The sequence below is a fragment of the Tardiphaga sp. OK245 genome (assembly GCF_900108575.1).
Lineage (GTDB): Bacteria > Pseudomonadota > Alphaproteobacteria > Rhizobiales > Xanthobacteraceae > Tardiphaga > Tardiphaga robiniae.
Map to the genome: position 1 here is coordinate 329,815 of NZ_FNWZ01000004.1, position 19,318 is coordinate 349,132.

A 19,318-nucleotide genomic window follows, 5' to 3' on the forward strand; every position below is an offset into this window, starting at 1 on the left:
CCGGGGAAAAGCGGGCTACGGCGGGGACATCGGACGCCCGGGGCCATAGAATGGCGCTTCAGGTTCCCTACATAATCCCGACCCATCACCACGCCCCGAGATTCATGCCCGTTCGCCAGCTCCCAGAAACCATCGTCAACCGCATCGCCGCCGGCGAGGTGGTGGAGCGGCCGGCCAGCGTGGTGAAGGAACTTGTGGAGAATGCCATCGATGCCGGCGCGAGCCGGGTCGAGATCTTCACCGATGGCGGCGGGCGGCGGAAGATCGCCATCACCGATGACGGTGGCGGCATGACCCATGGCGATCTCACCCTCGCAGTGGACCGTCACGCCACCTCGAAGCTCGATGACGAGGACCTGCTGCAGATCCGCACGCTTGGCTTTCGCGGCGAGGCGCTGCCCTCCATCGGGTCTGTCGCGCGGCTGAGCATCACCACGCGCCACGCGTCGGAACCGCATGCCTGGTCGCGTACCGTCGATGGCGGCGAGAAATCGCCGATCGCACCCGCGGCGCTGTCGCAGGGCACCCGCGTCGAGGTCAGCGATCTGTTCTACGCGACGCCTGCCCGGCTGAAATTTCTCAAGACCGACCGCACCGAGGCCGAAGCGATCCGCGAAGTGGTGCGCCGCCTTGCGATGGCGCGGCCGGACATCGCCTTCACCATGGCCGGCGAGGAACGCGCGCCGGTGACATGGGCGGCGGCCCTGCCCGGTCCGGCCGGACAGTTGACGCGGCTCGGCGATATTCTCGGACCCGAGTTTCGTCTCAGCGCCATCGAAGTGCGCAGCGAGCGCGAAGGCGTGGTGGTTGAAGGTTTTGCCGCGGCGCCATCGCTGACCCGCGCCAATGCGCTTGGACAGTATCTGTTCGTCAATGGCCGTCCGGTGCGCGACAAGCTGATCATCGGCGCGGTGCGCGCGGCCTATTCCGATTATCTGCCCCGCGACCGCCATCCGATCGTCGCGCTGTTCGTCACGCTCGATCCGCAGGAGGTCGATGCCAATGTGCATCCGGCCAAGACCGAGGTGCGTTTCCGCAATGCCGGGCTGGTGCGCGGGCTGATCGTGCATGCTTTGAAAGAAGGCCTGGCTCGCGAAGGACGCCGCACCGCGGCCAATAGCGACGGCGCCGTGCTGGACTCGTTCCGCCCCAACTTCGCACCCAATTTCGCGCCGCGCGCAAATGCGAACTGGGACTGGCAGCGCTCGCCGGCCTATCCGGTCAATCCAACGCCGGGCTTCGATGGTTCGGCGGCGTTTGCCGAACGCAGCCAGGCGGCTTTCGATGTCGGCACGCCCACGGCCGATGTGCGTTTCGAAGAGACGCCGCAGACCGATCTGGTCGACCGGCCGCTCGGTGCGGCGCGTGCGCAGGTGCATGAGAACTACATCATCGCGCAGACCCGCGACGGCATGATCGTGGTCGATCAGCACGCCGCACATGAACGTATCGTCTATGAGCGGCTGAAAGCGTCGCTGGCCGCCAATGGCGTGCAGCGGCAGATCCTGCTGATCCCCGAGATTGTCGAACTCGACGAGGCCATCGTGGAGAAACTATTCGACCGCGCCGAAGAACTCGCGAGCTATGGTCTCGCCATCGACAGTTTCGGCCCCGGCGCCATCGCCGTCCGCGAAACGCCTTCATTGCTGGGCAAGACCAATGCCGCATCGCTGCTGCGCGATCTCGCCGAACACATGGCCGAATGGGACGAAGCGCTGCCGCTGGAGCGCCGCCTGCTGCATGTGGCCGCGACCATGGCCTGCCACGGCTCAGTGCGCTCAGGCCGCCGCCTGCGGCCCGAGGAAATGAACGCCCTGCTGCGCGAAATGGAAGACACGCCGAATTCCGGCCAGTGCAACCACGGCCGGCCGACTTATGTCGAGCTGAAGCTCAGCGATATCGAGAAGCTGTTCGGGCGACGATAGACCCCTCAGCCGTCATTGCGAGCGCAGCGAAGCAATCCAGAGCCGCAAGCGAAGACTGGATTGCCGCGTCGCTTCGCTCCTCGCAATGACGTGGACGGGCTGGTGCTCGACTCACGTATATTTCGGATCGCGTTCCAAAAGCTCGATCGACACGCCCTGCGGCGCGCGGATGAAGCAGATGCGCAGGCCGGGCTTCAGCGTATGGGGCTCCTTGGTGAACTCGACGCCCTTGGCCTTCAGCGAAGCGGCCACGGCATCGATGTCCTTCACCTTCAGGCCGAAATGATCGAGGCCCTGATAGGGCGTGACCGGCGGCGGGTTGACGCCCATCTCCGGCGTCACGGGGGCGAGGAAGATCATGCCGCCGCCAAGCCTGATATCGATGCGGCCAGGGGCACGCAGGATCTCGGCGCCGAGCATATCGGCAAACCACTGCGCGGTCGCTTCGGTGTCCGGCGTGCGGATATGGACATGATCCCAGGTGTATTCGATCGCAGACATCGGCGGCTCCTTTTGAAGTCTTTTTACAAAAATCGCAGAAACGTAAACTCGGTATCGTCATAGGCGCGGCGCTCGAGTTCTTCGAACCCTTCGGGCGCCGCGAAAGCCGCATCCTTCGCCTCTTCCACCACCAGCAAAGCGCCCGGCGTCAGCCAGCCACCATCGCGCAGCGAGGCCAGCGCCTTTTCGGCAAGCTTCATGCGATAGGGTGGATCGAGGAACACCAGCGAGAACGGCTCGACCGGATGGGCGGGGCCGAGATCGGCCGCATCCCGGCGATACACTTTGGTGACGCCGCCGAGGCCGAGCGCCTCGACATTGTTGCGCAACAGCGCACGCGCCTCGGACCCGTTATCGACGAACAGCGTGAACTTGGCGCCGCGCGATACGGCCTCGATGCCGAGCGCACCGGTGCCGGCAAACAGATCGAGCACGCGCGCGTCCGCGATCGGACTTTCGTAAGCGTGGATCAGGATGTTGAACAGTGCCTCGCGCAGTCGATCCGCCGTGGGACGGATCGCCTGCGTCGTGGGCGACGCGATGTTGCGGCCCTTCAGCCGGCCACCGACGACACGCATCAGATGCCTCGCAATGAATACTGCGCCGCTGCCGCGGGCGCTGTGAACTCCCCTCCCCCTTGCGGGGAGGGGTCGGGGGTGGGGGTGCCCCACGGTAAGGCCTTCGCTCGTGGACCCCCCTCCCCGACCCTCCCCCGCAAGGGGGGAGGGAGCACAACTGCCGTCGCGATGTACATCGTATTTCTCTTTGACTTCTCTTACGCGTCCCGCGGCTTCAGATCGCGCTTGCCGTGATAGCCGCGCTTCGGCTTCTTCGGCGGGCCGCCGAATGTGGCCGCGTCCTCATTGCGGGCACGCGACTCTTCCGAGCCGGCGCGCTGCACCAGAATGCGACGGCCCTTGCGGTCTTCCACCGTCGAGCGCTTCAGAACCGGCTTCTTGACGATCACCGGGTCGAGCGACACATCGCCCTTGCTCGGCAACTGCCGGCCGAAATCGGCGCCGGAGGCATCCGCGATCTTCTCACCAAGCTGCTCGCGCAGCACGCGGGTCTTCACCTCGTCGACCTGGCCTTCTTCGATCTCGCCAAGCTGGAACGGACCGTAGGAAATGCGGATCAGGCGGTTCACCTCGAGGCCAAGATGCGCCAGCACGTTACGTACTTCGCGGTTCTTGCCTTCGCGGATCGCGAACACGATCCAGACATTGGCGCTCTTGTCGCGCTCCAGCGTCGCATCGATCGAGCCATATTTGACGCCATCGACCTCGACGCCGTTCTTGAGCTCGTTGAGCTGCGCCTGCGTGACTTCGCCATGCGCACGCACGCGGTAGCGCCGCAGCCAGCCGGTCTCCGGCAATTCCAGCGTGCGCGCGAGGCCGCCGTCATTGGTCAGCAGCAGCAGGCCTTCGGTGTTGAAATCGAGCCGGCCGATGGAGATCAGACGCGGCAGGCCTTCGGGCAGATGATCGAACACCGTCGGCCGTCCCTCGGGATCGGCATGGGTCGTCATCAGACCGCGCGGCTTGTGATACAGGAACAAGCGCGTGCGCTCCGGCGCCGGCAACGGCTTGCCATCGACCGTGATGACATCGTTGGTCGAGACATCGAGCGCCGGCGAGTTGATGACGCGGCCATTGACGGCGACGCGGCCCTGCGTGACCCATTCCTCGGCATCGCGGCGCGAGCACAGGCCCGCGCGCGACACGACCTTGGCGATACGCTCGCCGGCCTTCTTGGCCGCGGGGACGCGCGCCGGGCGGCGCTGCTCGGGATCGCGCTCGCGATATTCACCGCGACCACCGAAGGCGGGACGCTTCGCAAAGATCCTGCTGTCGTCCTCGTTTTCACGACGCGGACGCTCATCACCGTCGCGAGCCTCGCTGCGACCATGCTCCTGCCAGTCGGTGCGGCCACGCGGCTCGCGCGGACGATCGAAGCTTGGACGGTCCTCACGCGGACGCGAGAAACGCGGACGCTCGCTGTCGCTGCGCTCGGGGCGATCATCGCGCGGACGCTCGAATTTCGGCCTGTCGAATTTCGGCCGGTCGAAATTGCGCGCGCCATCGCGCGGCGGACGCGCGCTGCGGCTGCCGCGATCATCCGACCCGCCTTCGCGCTTCTGCCAAGGCTTCTGCTCGCTGCGATCAGGGCCACGCTCGAAATCACGCCCACCACGATCACCGCGATCTCCACGATCGCTGAAGCTCTTGCGCGGACCGCCACGATCCGGCGCGCCACGCGAGAACTTCTTGTCGCCGCCAAATTTCTTCTCGGCGCTGAAGGGCCGGTCGCCACGCGGACGATCGCCGTCGCGTGAGGGGCGCGGACTGAACGGTCGATCGCCATCACGCGACGGGCGCGGGCTGTAGGGGCGGTCGCCCTGCGGGCGCTCGTTGCGATCACGCTGTGGCCGATCGTTGCGATCGCCTTGCGGCCGATCGAAGCGCGGACGCGGACGGTCACCATCGCCACCGCGGAAACCTTCGCCACGCGGCGTATAGGGGCGCTTCTCGCCACCACCATCACGCGATGCATATGGCTTCTTGTCACCGAACTTCTTGTCGGAGAAACGTCCGGCCGGACGCGCATCGCCGCGGTCGCCACGCGGGGCGCGGTCATCCCTGTTGAAATTCGGACGGTCGCCGCGCGGTGCCTCTCCGCGCGGGCTGTAGGGACGTTTGTCGCCGCCACCGGCGCGCGGTGCATAGGGCCGCTTCTCGCGGTCACCGAAATCCTTGCGCGGACCGCGATCGGGGCGATCACCACCGCCGCTGCGCGCGGGACGGTCGTCGCGGTTGAAGCGAGCCGGACGCGGCGCATCGCCATAGTCGCGGCGCGGCGCGCGGTCGTCATCGCGTTTGCCGGCGTAGGGCTTCGATCCAAAAGACTTGGCGCCAAAAGATTTGCCGCCAGAAGGCTTGCCACCGAAAGATCGCTTCTCACCGCCGCCAGCACCGGGCGGCTTCGGGGTGTATGTGCCATCGCGCTTGGCGAATTTCTTGTCGGGTCCACGTGCGGCGCCGGAGCGGCCCTTGCCGGCTCCGCCTTTGCCACCGGGTGGCCGGCCGCGCGAGGGGCCGTTGTTTTTGTCGTTGTCGCGGGGCATGAAGGGTCTCACTGCAGCGGAAGCTGAATTGGGTTGAGCGGTGCGGACAGGGTTCGCGGGCCGAAAATGCGCGCTCATTGGGGCGCATTCTCACGCAAAACCAGTATCCACTTTTGCTGAATGCAACTCCGTAGCAGAGTTTTGCGCAGGAAACGAGCCGTTGACCGCACCTTCTTTCATGGATCTGGCGCTGAAAGCGGCCGAAAGCGCCGGAAATGCCGGTGAAGTCCCCATCGGCTGCGTCATCGTCGGGAATAACGAGGTGATCGCCACAGCCGGCAACCGCACCCTCCGGGACCGCGACCCGACCGCCCATGCCGAAGTCCTGGCGATCCGGGAGGCCGCCGCCAGGCTCGGCAGCGAGCGGCTGGTCGAGTGCGACCTGTATGTGACCCTGGAGCCCTGCACCATGTGCGCGGGCGCAATCTCCTTCGCCCGGATCCGGCGGCTGTATTACGGCGCAGCCGATCCCAAGGGCGGCGGGGTCGATTCCGGCGTGCGCTTCTTCGCTTCGCCGACCTGCCACCACGCGCCGGAAGTCTATCCGTCCGTGGGCGAAACCCAGTCCGCCACGCTGTTACGAGAGTTTTTTAAAGCGCGGCGCTGAGGCTTTGCTGGCAGCTATATCGACGGGAACACGGGTTACTTCGTGCCCGTCTTCGTGAATGACGCAGACATGGCGCTCATGATCCTGATGCGTCACCGGCCGTGCGCTGACTTCGTCAGCGATCACATAAGCCTGTGCAATCGCTTCGGCGTCACTGCGCAGTTCTCGACCAGCGTGGTCGCGCTGCGTCGTGCCGTTCTTGAGGTCGAAATAATAGTGCGTCATGGGTACCTCACAGCCCCATCAACGCGCCATACAACCTTCGGTTCCCCCAGAGGAACCCCTGAATACCGTTATTTGCCCTTGCGCTCCCGCGCCACCGCCTGCCAGCCGATATCGCGGCTGATTTTCAAACAAGATCGAAGGCAGTCTACTTGCTACTTGCGATAGGAATTAATGACCTGCAACTGTTGCAAAAAATGCGCGATACCTCGCAAGTGGTTGAGATCAGCCGCAGGAACACCATCCGGGTCAAAATGCATGACGTCGTTACGAATATTTCGAACCCGATCCAGCTTCTCACAAAACGTTTTCCGGTCGAGCGGTATATCAACCTTCGACCAATGCTCTTGGCTCTCAAGTATCCGAAGATACTCCCCAAAAGTGAGGTCCGAGACGGCCTCGACCTTTCGATTTTCATCCGAAGGGTCCCTCATAGTCTCAAGTTCTAAGGGGGAGAATTTCCCATCGAGAATTGCTCTTATGTGGTTTTCAATTTCTCCTAATAGCAAAAACGGTTCGGCCAATTGTTGGAACTGCAAGTTTAGGTCACTTGCAGTCACTATGCCTGTGACAACATTTTGCGCATTGCGAACCAGCACATATCCAAACTGACCAACTATCGAAATCGCTTGAAACATAGAAGCATCAGCGCGAATTTCTTGATGTACCTCCATCACGTCACGGACATGGTCGCCGCATTTTCCGAGGATCATTCGCGCCCCGATGGAGCTCCAATTGACTATACCTTTCACATCGCGCGGCCCTGTCATTACTGGGAGCTGCGAGTAATCATTAGTCATCATCATCGTCACCGCTTGTTGAACGGTGGCATCCGGAGAAATACTAACTAAAGGTTTATTAGCTGCTTCAAGCTTACTTATTCGATAGGTCGGATCCGCCGGGATCGCGGATATAACTGGACCATTCACTTCAGCCACGGCGATTGCCGCCGGAACGGTTACTGTAACTCCGCCTTGCTCATCTTCTAACTTCTTATCTTCATCCAAAACAAATCGGATATCGGAGTCGATATAAGCCGATTGGAAATCGGGTTCGGTCCGCAAGGCAGCTCTCTTCAGAGCCTGCCGAATGTAGAAAACATTCCAATAGCTACGTCGCTGCGCGCCAGCCCAGGCCAGAAACGTTCGCGTGGTTACTGAAGATACGTCTTCGCGGTTCCTTAGCTTGGCCCCTATTTGGCTGAGCTCATCATCAATACGCGCCACGGCACCCCTCCCAAGGAACTACGCCTTAAAGTGGCAAGCTACCGTCCTTTGCGCTCCCGCGCCACCGCCTGCCAGCCGATATCGCGGCGGCAGAAACCTTCGGGCCAGTTGATCAGGCCGATGGCTTCATAGGCACGGCGCTGGGCCTCAGCGACGGTCTTGGCGGACGCCGTCACGTTGAGGACGCGGCCACCATTGGCGAGAATCCAGTCGCCGGATGCCTTAGTGCCCGCATGGAAAATCTCGACACCCTCGATCTTCTCGGCCCGGTCCAAGCCGGCGATGCGCGTGCCCTTGTCGTAGTCGCCGGGATAGCCCTTCGTGGCCATCACCACCGTCAGCGCCGGATCCGGGAACCAGCGCAGATCGAAATTCTTGAGCTGCCCGTCACAGCAGGCAATCAGCGCCGGCAGCAGATCCGACATCATACGGACCATCAGCACCTGGCACTCCGGATCGCCGAACCGGGCATTGTATTCGACGAGTTTCGGCCCCTGCTCGGTCACCATGACGCCGGCATAGATCACGCCCTTATAGGGCGTCCCCATGGCGCTGAGCGCGCGCAGGGTCGGCATGATCATCTCGTCCATTACCTGCGCGCAGAGCGCCTCAGTCATGACAGGCGCCGGCGAATAGGCGCCCATGCCACCTGTGTTCGGGCCTTTGTCGCCGTCGAAGGCGCGCTTGTGGTCCTGCGCAGTTGCCAGCGCCAACGCGTGCTCGCCATCGCACAGCGCGAAGAACGAGGCTTCCTCGCCCTGCATGAACTCCTCGATCACGACTTCCGCACCGGCCTCGCCGAAGCCGCCATCGAACATCATGTCGACCGCGTCCAGCGCCTCGGCTTCAGACATCGCCACCACAACGCCCTTGCCAGCGGCAAGGCCATCGGCCTTGACCACGATCGGTGCGCCCTGGGCCCGGATATAGGCCTTGGCAGACTCTGCATCATGGAAATGGCCATAGGCCGCAGTCGGGATGTTATTGGCCCGGCATAGTTCCTTGGTGAAGCTCTTCGAGCTTTCCAGTTGGCCGGCGGCTTTACTGGGTCCGAATGCCTTGATGCCGACGGCAGCAAGATCGTCGACGATGCCCGCCGCTATCGGGGCATCCGGGCCGACCACGACGAAATCGACCTTGTTCACCTTGCAGAAATCAATCACGGCCGCATGGTCGGTGATATCCACCGCCACGCATTCGGCCTCCCGGGCGATGCCGGCATTACCTGGCGCGCACCAGAGTTTGGTCAGCAACGGGGACGCGGCGAGTTTCCACGCCAGCGCGTGTTCGCGACCACCGGAACCGAGGAGGAGAATGTTCATAACGAGCCAGACCAATTGCAATCAAACACGCCCACCGTTTAGCACGGCGCGTCGGGACAGCAATCAGTGGTCTGAGTAATCAACCGGCCAGGCGGCCAACCCGTCAAGCGACGGCGACACTTGTTTCCGCGCGATAGCGGCGGATCAAACCCACCGTCCAGCCAAGGAAATAGCCGGCGCACGCCCCCGACACCAGTTGACCGATCAGCGGGACGGCAGCACCCGAACCCAGCTTCATCGCGGTTGCGACCGCCACGGCATATTGCAGGAGAAAGACCGACAGGTTGCGGATCAGCGGCAGCCAGCTCCCGGGACGCAGAATGGTGCCGTCCTGTCGATCGACGGTCATCTCGCCGGGACCGACCCACAGAGCGACGGCCGCCATCACGATGGCCGCGGCCAGCCACGCCCCGATCAGATGCAATTGGCCGCCGGCAAAGATCAGCCGCGAGAGCCCCATCAGGAGAAACACCATCGGAACGATCAGCAAACGGCGCAACGGCGTCTTGCGCGGCCGGAGCGACAGACTTCCGAGCCAGATCAGCAGCGCCAGCAACGCGAACACCCAGATCGGCGTGTTGGTCAGAATGCGCCACGCGATGTCCATGACAATCTCCCGAGCTCTACGTTACCTGCTTTGCTCTACTTGCCTTCCGCAGCCGCGATGATCTCACGCAAGGTGGCGACGTGCCGCGCGAAAGCGGCACGCCCGGTCGCGGTGGCCGTCACCGTCGTCTGCGGCTTCTTGCCGACAAAGGCCTTTTCGACGCTGACATAACCGGCTTTCGCCAGTGTCTCGATATGGGCGCCGAGATTGCCATCGGTGGCGCCGGTCAGTTTCTTCAATCGCGGGAAATCCAGCCCCTGTGTCGGATGCAGAGCGTTCAGCGCTGCCATGATCTTGAGCCGCAGAGGCTGATGGATGATGTCGTCGAGTTCGGCCATGTCAGCTGCGCCGCATCCAGAGGCCACCGAGCAACAGGCCGCCACCATTGACGACAGCCATCCAGAGCGTGAACCACGGTCCGGCGAAGAAGTAACCGAGCAGCGTCAGCGCGATCACGCTCATGCCGATCACGACAAAGACGCGGCCGAACCAGAACCCTGTCATCACGTAAGGCAACATGAAGTAGGTCGTCCAGAACGCGCCGATCTGCCGCGGCGCCATGTTCCCGAAAACGATGCTCCACAGACAGCCGAAAGCCACGAACGCGATAAACGCTGCCGTTGCACGGGCATCGAAGGTACTGACGCCTTCGCGCTTCTTGTTGAGGGCCCCGATGATGATCGCGCAGATAACACCCGCGAGAATGACGACCGACCAGATGACGGGAGCCGCAGCAGGCGCAAAGAACGAGAGCAGATAACCGATAAAAGTCGCAACGCCCCATAGAATGAGCATCGTGCTGGCGTGCCGATAGAACACCGACTGCCGGACCAGCCGACTGAGGCTCTCGATCTCCATCAACGCAGCGCTGGCTTCCTGGCTGTTGATCACGGTGTCACCTCGTTGCGAGATCGTCGGCGACGACGGCGATGAAACTTGCCGTGCTGACGACGTCCATGTGATTTGCGTCGTCGAGGACGCGCACGTCGATATTGGCTTTCGACTGCATCGCCTCGCGATATTTGTCGGCGAACATCAGCTCGTCATTGCGCCCGGCGATGACCGATATGGGCCCGTTCGCCGGATCGAGATCCAGGCGGTAGTCGCGATGCGTGCCGAAATTCTGCAGCAGCCGAAACGAATATTCGGACGTCAGAATGCGTGTCGACCCCGGTTGCACGGCAAAGGCAACCACCGGGAGCTGCGAACAGCATGTCACGCCGAACGATTGCAGTAGGCTGAGCGCGATGATGCGCGGCACATTCGGACTGGCCCATCCGCCTGCGTTCTCGCGTGTGGAGGGCGACTTCAGGCCGAGATAGGGGGACAGCAGAACGGTGCGTGCGAAAAGCCCCTGATTGACGGACCCTGCTACGCGCAGCGCAAACCCGCCGCCCGACGAATGCCCGGCGAGCGTCAGTGGCGACGCCAGCCCCTGCCCGCGCACATGGCCGACGAGATCTGCGAGATCATCGTCGAGCTGACCGAGATAGGCGATATCGCCGCGGGTCCCCGACGCACCATGGCCGCGCATGTCGGGAGCGATGCTTTCGACGCCCCGCGCGGCAAGCGCTTTCGCGAGAGCGTGCACCGCGATGCTCGATCCCGACGAACCATGAATGAGCAGTGCGGCACGGTTCACGGATGGTCCGGATGGCGTGTAGCGCCGGTAGGCCAGATTCGAGCCGTCTCTCGCCTGGAAATACTGCAGTGGCGGCACATCCCCGCGATACGCACTGCGCGCCGTGTCCGCAATGGAGGCCAGTGCCTTGGGCCGGGAAACCGGCACCGCAATCATGCCGGCCAGCACCAGGGCCGCCAGACCCACCGCAGCAAGGAGCCAAACGATGCCACGGACCGCGAAGGTCAATATCGACGCCATAATACCCGCCATTCTCTGAATACAGATTACTCTGTATAACAGAGTTATCTGTAAATCAATATCCGATTGGCGTTTTGCGACCGACATCCCTACTTTGCGACGATCCTGAAAGCCGAGATTCGATGCCCAAAGCCGCTGCCCCCCTCACCAATTCCCCCGAATTCACCGTCTCCGAGCTGTCCTCAGCCCTGAAACGGACGGTGGAAGACACTTACGGGAACGTGCGGGTGCGCGGCGAGATCTCCGGCTTTCGCGGGCCGCATTCGTCGGGCCACTGCTATTTCTCGCTGAAGGACGAGAGCGCCAAGATCGAGGCGGTGATCTGGAAGGGCGTCCATGGCCGAATGCGCTTCAAGCCGCAGGAAGGCCTCGAAGTCATCGCCACCGGCAAGCTGACCACCTATCCAGGCTCGTCGAAATACCAGATCGTCATCGAGGCCATCGAACCCGCCGGCGTCGGCGCGCTGATGGCGCTGATGGAAGAGCGCAAGCGAAAGCTCGGCGCGGAAGGCCTGTTCGACGAAGCGCGCAAGCAGCTGCTGCCATGGCTGCCGGAGGTGATCGGCGTGGTGACGTCGCCGACCGGCGCTGTCATCCGCGACATCCTGCACCGGCTGGAAGACCGCTTCCCGCGCCGCGTGCTGGTCTGGCCCGTCAAGGTTCAGGGCGAAGGTTCGGCCGAGCAGGTCGCGGCCGCGATCCATGGCTTCAATGCGCTGCCGGAAGGCGGCGCCATTCCACGGCCGGATCTGTTGATCGTCGCGCGCGGCGGCGGCTCGCTGGAAGACCTGTGGTCGTTCAACGAAGAAATCGTGGTGCGTGCCGCCGCCGAGAGCATGATCCCGCTGATCTCTGCCGTGGGCCACGAGACCGATATCACGCTGATCGATTTCGCCGCCGACAAGCGTGCGCCGACACCGACAGCCGCCGCCGAAATGGCGGTGCCCGTGCGCGCCGAACTGATGGTGGAGATATCCGGCTTCGAGCGCCGCATGATGCTGTGCTGGCAGCGCGGGCAGGAATCCCGCCGCAACGAACTACGCGCCGCGGCGCGTGCCCTGCCGGATCTCAGCGAATTGCTCGCCATTCCGCGCCAGCGCCTCGACGGCGCAACCGCATCGCTGCCGCGTGCGTTGAAGGCTAATACGCATGCGCATCATCGCCGCTTCGCTCAGGCGAGCTCGGGTCTCACGCTGCGCGTGCTGCACGCACAGATCGCCCACGCCACGCAGCGACTGACGGTATCGGATGAACGCTTGAGCCTCTCCGCGCGTGCACTGCTTCGGCAGCGCCGCGATCGCTTCACTGGCCTTGAAGCACGATTGAAGGCCTCCAAGCTCGCCAATGCGCAGGCGCAGCGCAATGCCATCACGCGCGATCGGGAGCGCGCTCTGCGCCTTGCCGAACGCGCGCGCCGTGCGTTGACGACACTGGTGCAACGCCAGCAGGCGCGCGTACAGGCGTCGAGCCAGTTGCTCGGTGCCCTCTCCTATCGCAGCGTGCTGGCCCGCGGCTTTGCGCTGGTGCGCGACGAGCAAGGCGCCGCGCTGCATGCCGCCGCCAACATCGGAGCGGGCGCGCGCCTGAGCATCGAATTCGCCGATGGCCGCGTCGGCGTGACCGCCGATGGCGACCGCCCGGCCGCTGTGCGTGAAGCAAAGCCTGCGTCGCCGGCCGTGCCGAAAAAGGCGCCGAAAATCGATCAGGGCAGCCTGTTCTAGAGGTTTCGCAGGCCGCCTTTATTGGGCGACGCTGCGGCCCTATTTATGCTACGAGATGACGACATTCAGGGCCGGTGAGCGATCCGGCAAGACGACTTAGTGACGATCCAGGAGACAAGCCGTGCTGAACAAATTTGGCCCCTCGGGCCACGGCGAAGCCCAGTTGCAATATCTCGACGGCGATTTCCGCGTGGTGTCGCCCGGCACCTATGTAACTTGCGCCATCACAGGCGAGCGCATTCCGCTGGATGAGCTGAAATACTGGAGCGTCGATCGGCAGGAAGCCTATGCGGTGCCGAACGCGGTGCTGGCGCGGCATTATCCGGACGCCGTGAAGGGTCAGAAGTAAGGCCGTAGGATGGGTAGCGCGTCTTCGCGAAACCCATCATCTCCCCGCACGAAAGGTGATGGGTTTCGCGGAGTTTATCATCGGGCGCGCTTCGCGCGACCCGTTGGCTCTACTCATCCTACCTTCCGAGTGTCTTCACTCTTGCCCGATTGAGCTTCTCGACCACGAAAGCCTGCAGTGCCGCCTTGTCTTCGAAGGCCAGCGTGACGGTGAATGGTACGATCTCCGCCGCGGCCGGCATGCTGCTGAGCTTGACGATGTCCTTCTCTGTCGTCACCAGCACTAGCCCATCACGCTTCGCTTGCAGGGTCAGCGCGTCGATCTCCCCAGACGTATAGGGGTGGTGATCGGCAAAGGCTTTCTCCACAGCCACGTCCACACCTGCATGACGCAACGTCCGGAAGAAGCGCTGGGGATCGCCGATTCCCGCAAAGGCCAGCACGCGCCTGCCGCGCAGGGCAGCCACTGACGCCTCATCCGGCACAAGGCGCGCCGTCAACACCGGACCGCCCCGGCCCGCGACCAGCGCCGCCACGCCCGTCGCTGCAACACCATCGCCAATCACGACGAGCGCATCCGTGCGTGCGATCTGCAGATCGAGCGGCGCGCGCAAAGGTCCCGCGGGCAGCACACGGCCATTGCCGAGACCGCGATTGCTGTCGATCACAATGAACGACGCATCCTTGGCTATAGCCGGATTCTGAAAGCCGTCATCCATCACGATCACGCTGGCGCCGGTCGAGCGCGCCAGCGCGGCGCCTGCGACGCGATCCCCGGAGATCACCACCGGCATCTGCCGTGCCATCATCAGCGGTTCGTCGCCAACATCTGCCGCCTGATGCCGCGAAGGATCGACTTTCACCGGGCCGCGCAATCTGCCGCCATAGCCGCGGCTGAGCACCACCGGCGTCTCGCCGAGATCGCGCAGCACTTGTACCAATGCTAACGTGGTCGGCGTCTTTCCGGCACCGCCAACGTGATAATTGCCGACGCAAAGCACGGGAATGCCGACATCGACGCCCTTGCGGGCCATGCGGCTGCCTGCGACTTCGCCATAGATGGCGCCAAGCGGCATCAGCAGACGCGACAACCATGTCGATGGCGGCCGCCAGAACGCCGGCTCACGCATCCTGCGCTCCCGCTTCGAGCCGGAGCTGCATCAGATAAGGCTCCAGCGCATGCAGCGTGCGGTCGAGTGCGCCGCCAAGCCGTTCGACCACGCGCTGCCCAGCCTCGATCGCGGCATCGCGCGCCGCCTCGTTGCCGAGCATCTGGCCGAGCTGTTTCACCAATTGCTCGGAGGAGTCGGCAAGCTTTGCACCGCCGGCGCCATCCAGCGCCTCATAGACGTCGGTGAAATTGAAGACGTGCGGACCATGCACCACGGACGCACCGAGCTTCACGGCTTCGATCGGGTTCTGCCCACCATGCGGCACCAGCGAGCCGCCGATGAACACCACCGGTGACAGGCGATAGAACAGGCCGAGCTCGCCCATGGTGTCGGCGACATAGATGTCAGTGCCTGCATGGGGCAATTCCTCGCGCGAGCGCAAGGCAGCCTGCGCACCTGCCACCGTAATCATCTGCGCAATATCGGCGCCGCGATGGGCGTGGCGCGGCACGATGACCGTCAGCAATTTCGGGAAGAAGCTGGTAAGTGTTTTGTGAGTCTCGAGGATGATTTCTTCTTCGCCGGGATGCGTCGAGGATGCGACGATGATGGGGCGACCGCGCGTCACCGCCATGAGCTTGTCCAGCTTCACGGCGTCACCGGGCGGCGCCTGCACGTCGAGCTTCAGATTGCCCGTGACGACGACGCTGCGCGACCCCAATGCGCTGAAGCGCTCGGCGTCGGTTTCGGACTGCGCCAGGCAAATCTCGAAGCGGCCGAGCAAGGCGCCGATGGTCGCCGAAAATTTCTGCCAGCGCGGGAACGAGCGCTGCGACATGCGCGCATTGATCAGCACCATCGGCAGACGGCGCTTAGCGGCGGAGATGATCAGGTTCGGCCACAGATCGCTCTCGATAAACAGTGCCAGACTCGGCTTCCAGTGATCGAGGAAGCGCGCCACGAAGCGCGGTGAATCATAGGGTATGTATTGATGGATGATATCGATCGGGAAGCGCTTGGCGATGATCTCGGCCGAGGTCACCGTGCCGGAGGTCAAGAGGATACGCATGCCCAGTGCGCGCAGCCGCTCGATCAGCGCTGCCGCCGCCAGCACCTCGCCGACGCTGGCGCCGTGAATCCAGACCAGCGGCCCGGCGGGGCGCTCGATCTGCGAGATGCCGCGACGCTCGTCGAGGCGCGCGGGATCTTCCTTGTTGTTCTTCAACCGTTGCCTGATCAGGACGGGCGCAAGCGGCGTCAGCGCCGCCGACAATCTGCGATAGGCGCGCAGCGTGATCGGCAGCGCGTTAGGCACGACGCGCACCTTCCGGCCGACCTACCGCGTCATAGGCACGCTGCGTCGCCTCGTTCAGCGTGGCTTCGAGCTGCAGGCGCAGCGCCTCCATCGTGGCAGCGTCGGCATCGGCAGGAACGCTCAGCGGTTCACCGCCGACCAGCACGCCGCGACCGAAAGGCAGATTGATCGTGGTACGGTCCCAGTTGTTGAGCTGGACGTAGCGGCTGGTGGCCATGGCAAACGGCATGATCGGCCGGCCGCTTTCACGCGCCAGCATGATGATGCCCATGCCGGCGACACGCGAACGCTTCGGCACGTCGGCGGTCAGCGCCATATTGATACCGCGCTCCAGCACCCGCACCATTTCCTTGAACGCACCGACGCCGCCCTTGCGGTGAAACGCGCCGCCATGATCGCCGGAGCCGCGAACGGTGGCGATCCCAAGGCGCTCGGCAGCCAGCGCATTGAACTCACCATCGCGATGCTTCGAGATCAGCACCGCGCCGCGATAGTCCTTCTGCCGGATGAACGGCGTCATGAAGTGCTGGCCATGCCAGAACGCCAGGATGACCGGCATCTGCGGTTCGACGATGTCATAGACATCGACGGGATCGAAGGTGAAGGTGTTGGTCTTCCAGACCAGACGCAAAAATTCGGCCGCGAGAAACCCCGCGGCGCGCTGAACCCAGCTGCTGCGCAGCGTGTTTCGGAGCAGTCGTTTCAAGCGGTCGGCTTCGCGTCTTGACCCGGATCGAGCAGCCGATGGAGATGGACGATGAAGTAGCGCATGTGGGCGTTGTCGACGGTCTGCTGCGCCTTGGCCTTCCAGGCGACAAATGCCGTCGCGTAATTCGGATAGACGCCGACGACTTCAACCTGGCTGAGATCCTTGAACGTCGTCTCTTTCAGGTTGGTCAGCTCGCCCCCGATGACCAGATGAAGCAGTTGCTGTGGTGTGTCCGACATGAATCCTGTTCCTGCAGCGACCGGCTGCGATCCGATACGTCAAAGATAGTGGTGCAGCCGGTTAAACCCGGCGGTTCTGGAATTGCTCGACGATGTAAGCATGGCGATCGGCCCCCGCTGCCACCAGCAACCCGTGCGTGATTTCCCGGCGATTATAGAGGATGGGATCGCCCGAAAGCTCGGTCATCCTACCATTCGCTTCGTGCACGATCAAATCTGCGGCGGCCAGATCCCAGTCCCGGCTCTGCCCCCCGGCAAAGGCCGCATCCAGCCGGCCATTGGCGATCCAGCACAATCGCAGCGCCAGCGAGCCGATTCGCGGATAGAGGGTAATGTCCTGCCGGGGATGGACCATCCGCTCGACCAGAGGCTTCGGCCCCGCCACGCGCGAAAAGTCCATTGCGGAACCGGTCGTGGCCCGAACCGGAACGCCGTTGCAGGTGGTGCCTTGCCCGTGGATGGCCAGGAAAAATTCATCTGTGGATGGCGCAAATACCGCAGCCATCACCGGGCGGGCATCCTCGACCAGCGCGACACAGACACACCAATCCTCGCGACCGGCGAGATAGCTGCGGGTGCCGTCGATCGGATCGATGATCCAGGTCAGGCGCTTGCCGAGACGGGATTCATCATCGGCGCTCTCCTCCGAGAGCCAGCCGTAATCGGGCGTCGCGGCACGAAGCCGCTTCTCGATCAGATCGTTGACGGCGATATCCGCTTCGGAGACGGGAGAGGATTCGCCCTTGGTCCATTTCTTGAGTTCCGTACCGAACATTGCGAGGCCGAGCTCGCCGGCCGCCCGCACCGTGTCCGCCATCAGGGCAACATCGTGCGCGAGCCGTTTGTCTGTGTCGAGATCAGCGTCCGGCAATCGTCAGTCCCTCGACGCGCACGGTCGGCGCGTTGACGCCGTATTTGAAAGTGAGGTCGTTCGCAGGCGTCATCGACTTGAAGATCTCGAACAGATGACCGGCGATGGTGATCTCGCTGACGGCGTAGGTCAGCTTGCCGTTCTCGATCCAGAATCCGCCGGCGCCGCGGCTGTAGTCGCCGGTCACGCCATTGACGCCCGAGCCGATCAGATCGGTGACGTAAAAGCCTTCCTTGATATCGGCGATCAGGTCTCCGGGGCTCACGTCGCCCGCTTCCATATGCAGGTTATACGCGCCGGGCGATGGTGACGACGACACGCCGCGATGCGCGTGGCCGGTCGTGGTCATGCCGAGTTCGCGCGCGGTCGCGCAATCCAACAGCCAGGTGGTGAGCACGCCGCCGTCGATGATGGCCTGCTGCTTCGTCGCGACACCTTCGGCATCGAAGGACTGCGAACGCAGGCCGCGCACGCGCAGGGGATCATCGATGATGCGGATATTGCTGCTGAACAGCTGCTTGCCGAGACTGTCCTTGAGGAAGGTCGTCTTGCGCGCGACGGACGCGCCATTGGCGGCACCGATGACATGACCGACCAGCGAGTTCGAGACGCGCGGGTCGTACACCACCGGCACCTTGCAGGTCGGCACCTTGCGCGGATTGGCCCGCGCCACCGTGCGCTCGCCCGCGAGCTTGCCGACGCTGGCCGGCGAGTCCAGATCGGATGCATGCAGCGCCGAGGTGAAGGCGTAGTCGCGCTCCATCTTGGTGCCGTCGCCGACGATCGCGGTCATGGACACGCCCTGGCTCGATCGCAGATAGGAGCCGTGGAAACCGGTCGAGGTGACGAGCACCATGCCGCCGATGCCGGTCGAGGCCGATGCGCCGCCGGACTTGGTCACGCCCTTCACCGCGAGCGCCGCCGCTTCGGCTTCCACTGCGCGGCGTTCGAGCTCTGTGACCGATGGCACGACGGGATCGAGCAGATCGAGATTGGCAAAGTCGCGCGCAAGCAGCACTGGGTCGGCAAGGCCGACATATTGATCATCAGGTGCGACGCGCGCCATCGCGACAGCACGTTCGGCCAGTTGCGCGACATTATCGCCGGACATGTCATTGGTGGAGATCACCGCCTGACGGCGACCGACGAACACGCGCAATCCCATATCGTCGCCTTCCGAACGCTCGGAGGCTTCGACCTTCCCATCACGCACTTCGACGCCATGCGACACGCCGCGCACCGCGACCGCATCCGCGGCATCCGCACCGGCCTTCCTGGCAGCCTCGACGAGACGCTGCGCCAGCGTGGAGAGTACGGACTGATCGAGCAGATCGGAATTGTCGGATTTCGTGGAGACAGACGACGACGCGTTTGGTGAAGAGTTCACGAACAAAATCCCAACATTGAGAGACGATTTCAACAGGTCCGAAGCGGCGATGGCCGCTGTTAGAGATGTGCTTATTTCGCAGGGACTTCAAGCATTTGCCGCGCCGAAAAGGAAAGAATTTCAGGGCTCTCGCAACGGTTCGTCAATCATGCCTGCCAAGCTTCTGTCAATCATGAAGGGCAGTCGGATTCGATTAACCA

Annotated in this window: 20 protein-coding genes; 4 read left to right on the forward strand and 16 right to left on the reverse strand. The window is 63.4% G+C overall.

Features of this window, described 5'->3' with window-relative positions:
* Nucleotides 1–104: 104 nt before the first annotated feature.
* The gene (gene mutL / locus BLW80_RS20175) at nucleotides 105–1,925 is read left to right on the forward strand and encodes a DNA mismatch repair endonuclease MutL (RefSeq protein ID WP_093759358.1); all 1,821 of its coding nucleotides are present in this window, start codon (nucleotides 105–107) and stop codon (nucleotides 1,923–1,925) included.
* 111 nt (nucleotides 1,926–2,036) lie between these two features.
* Here mutL and BLW80_RS20180 read toward each other — a convergent pair whose 3' ends face one another.
* The 3 genes from BLW80_RS20180 to BLW80_RS20190 form a co-directional block, all read right to left on the reverse strand.
* Nucleotides 2,037–2,426 carry a VOC family protein gene (locus tag BLW80_RS20180; RefSeq protein ID WP_089261869.1) on the reverse strand — a complete coding sequence of 130 codons (390 nt, stop codon included), beginning with the start codon at nucleotides 2,424–2,426 and terminating at the stop codon, nucleotides 2,037–2,039.
* 23 nt (nucleotides 2,427–2,449) lie between these two features.
* Entirely contained in the window at nucleotides 2,450–3,004 is a 555-nt protein-coding gene (rsmD, locus tag BLW80_RS20185; protein ID WP_093759359.1) for a 16S rRNA (guanine(966)-N(2))-methyltransferase RsmD, read from the reverse strand.
* 197 nt (nucleotides 3,005–3,201) lie between these two features.
* Complete coding sequence (locus BLW80_RS20190) at nucleotides 3,202–5,550, reverse strand: pseudouridine synthase (RefSeq protein WP_093759360.1); 2,349 nt, start codon at nucleotides 5,548–5,550, stop codon at nucleotides 3,202–3,204.
* A 160-nt stretch (nucleotides 5,551–5,710) separates the two neighbouring features.
* On the opposite strand from BLW80_RS20190, the gene BLW80_RS20195 reads away from it, so the two are divergent.
* Nucleotides 5,711–6,157 carry a nucleoside deaminase gene (locus tag BLW80_RS20195; RefSeq protein ID WP_170849744.1) on the forward strand — a complete coding sequence of 149 codons (447 nt, stop codon included), beginning with the start codon at nucleotides 5,711–5,713 and terminating at the stop codon, nucleotides 6,155–6,157.
* On the opposite strand, the gene BLW80_RS20200 is transcribed toward BLW80_RS20195, so the two are convergent.
* The 7 genes from BLW80_RS20200 to BLW80_RS20230 all read right to left on the reverse strand — a co-directional run bounded on the left by BLW80_RS20200 (nucleotide 6,128) and on the right by BLW80_RS20230 (nucleotide 11,416).
* On the reverse strand, nucleotides 6,128–6,382 hold the full coding sequence (locus BLW80_RS20200) for a DUF6894 family protein (protein ID WP_093759362.1): 255 nt from the start codon (nucleotides 6,380–6,382) through the stop codon (nucleotides 6,128–6,130). The two genes, BLW80_RS20195 and BLW80_RS20200, sit on opposite strands and share 30 nt — an antisense overlap.
* 152 nt (nucleotides 6,383–6,534) lie before the next feature.
* Entirely contained in the window at nucleotides 6,535–7,605 is a 1,071-nt protein-coding gene (locus BLW80_RS20205; protein ID WP_244528353.1) for a CBS domain-containing anti-phage protein, read from the reverse strand.
* A 38-nt stretch (nucleotides 7,606–7,643) separates the two neighbouring features.
* Nucleotides 7,644–8,927 (reverse strand): phosphoribosylamine--glycine ligase, encoded by a 1,284-nt coding sequence (gene purD, locus BLW80_RS20210; RefSeq protein ID WP_093759363.1) that lies wholly within the window; start codon nucleotides 8,925–8,927, stop codon nucleotides 7,644–7,646.
* A gap of 103 nt (nucleotides 8,928–9,030) precedes the next feature.
* Nucleotides 9,031–9,534 (reverse strand): DUF6622 family protein, encoded by a 504-nt coding sequence (locus BLW80_RS20215; RefSeq protein WP_093759364.1) that lies wholly within the window; start codon nucleotides 9,532–9,534, stop codon nucleotides 9,031–9,033.
* A 35-nt stretch (nucleotides 9,535–9,569) separates the two neighbouring features.
* Nucleotides 9,570–9,872 (reverse strand): winged helix-turn-helix domain-containing protein, encoded by a 303-nt coding sequence (locus BLW80_RS20220; protein WP_093759365.1) that lies wholly within the window; start codon nucleotides 9,870–9,872, stop codon nucleotides 9,570–9,572.
* A 1-nt stretch (nucleotide 9,873) separates the two neighbouring features.
* Complete coding sequence (locus tag BLW80_RS20225) at nucleotides 9,874–10,425, reverse strand: hypothetical protein (protein WP_244528355.1); 552 nt, start codon at nucleotides 10,423–10,425, stop codon at nucleotides 9,874–9,876.
* A 4-nt stretch (nucleotides 10,426–10,429) separates the two neighbouring features.
* On the reverse strand, nucleotides 10,430–11,416 hold the full coding sequence (locus tag BLW80_RS20230; protein WP_093759366.1) for an alpha/beta fold hydrolase: 987 nt from the start codon (nucleotides 11,414–11,416) through the stop codon (nucleotides 10,430–10,432).
* Nucleotides 11,417–11,538: 122 nt separating this feature from the next.
* Between BLW80_RS20230 and xseA the strand changes: the two genes are divergently transcribed.
* Both xseA and BLW80_RS20240 read left to right on the forward strand, forming a co-directional pair.
* On the forward strand, nucleotides 11,539–13,137 hold the full coding sequence (xseA, locus tag BLW80_RS20235) for an exodeoxyribonuclease VII large subunit (protein WP_093759367.1): 1,599 nt from the start codon (nucleotides 11,539–11,541) through the stop codon (nucleotides 13,135–13,137).
* Between the two features lie 121 nt (nucleotides 13,138–13,258).
* A complete protein-coding gene (locus tag BLW80_RS20240; protein WP_089261889.1) occupies nucleotides 13,259–13,486 on the forward strand; it encodes a DUF2093 domain-containing protein in 228 nt (75 codons plus the stop codon).
* Nucleotides 13,487–13,604: 118 nt separating this feature from the next.
* Here BLW80_RS20240 and lpxK read toward each other — a convergent pair whose 3' ends face one another.
* The 6 genes from lpxK to BLW80_RS20270 form a co-directional block, all read right to left on the reverse strand.
* Nucleotides 13,605–14,615 (reverse strand): tetraacyldisaccharide 4'-kinase, encoded by a 1,011-nt coding sequence (lpxK, locus tag BLW80_RS20245; RefSeq protein ID WP_093759368.1) that lies wholly within the window; start codon nucleotides 14,613–14,615, stop codon nucleotides 13,605–13,607.
* The gene (locus BLW80_RS20250; protein ID WP_093759995.1) at nucleotides 14,608–15,912 is read right to left on the reverse strand and encodes a 3-deoxy-D-manno-octulosonic acid transferase; all 1,305 of its coding nucleotides are present in this window, start codon (nucleotides 15,910–15,912) and stop codon (nucleotides 14,608–14,610) included. Before BLW80_RS20250 ends, lpxK begins: the two co-directional genes overlap by 8 nt.
* Complete coding sequence (locus BLW80_RS20255) at nucleotides 15,905–16,618, reverse strand: lysophospholipid acyltransferase family protein (protein ID WP_089261893.1); 714 nt, start codon at nucleotides 16,616–16,618, stop codon at nucleotides 15,905–15,907. Before BLW80_RS20255 ends, BLW80_RS20250 begins: the two co-directional genes overlap by 8 nt.
* On the reverse strand, nucleotides 16,615–16,860 hold the full coding sequence (locus BLW80_RS20260; protein WP_068733639.1) for a DUF4170 domain-containing protein: 246 nt from the start codon (nucleotides 16,858–16,860) through the stop codon (nucleotides 16,615–16,617). Before BLW80_RS20260 ends, BLW80_RS20255 begins: the two co-directional genes overlap by 4 nt.
* A gap of 61 nt (nucleotides 16,861–16,921) precedes the next feature.
* Nucleotides 16,922–17,731 carry a 3'(2'),5'-bisphosphate nucleotidase CysQ gene (locus tag BLW80_RS20265; RefSeq protein ID WP_093759369.1) on the reverse strand — a complete coding sequence of 270 codons (810 nt, stop codon included), beginning with the start codon at nucleotides 17,729–17,731 and terminating at the stop codon, nucleotides 16,922–16,924.
* Complete coding sequence (locus tag BLW80_RS20270) at nucleotides 17,718–19,118, reverse strand: TldD/PmbA family protein (protein WP_093759997.1); 1,401 nt, start codon at nucleotides 19,116–19,118, stop codon at nucleotides 17,718–17,720. The genes BLW80_RS20265 and BLW80_RS20270 overlap by 14 nt, the downstream gene beginning before the upstream one ends.
* Nucleotides 19,119–19,318: the final 200 nt, after the last annotated feature.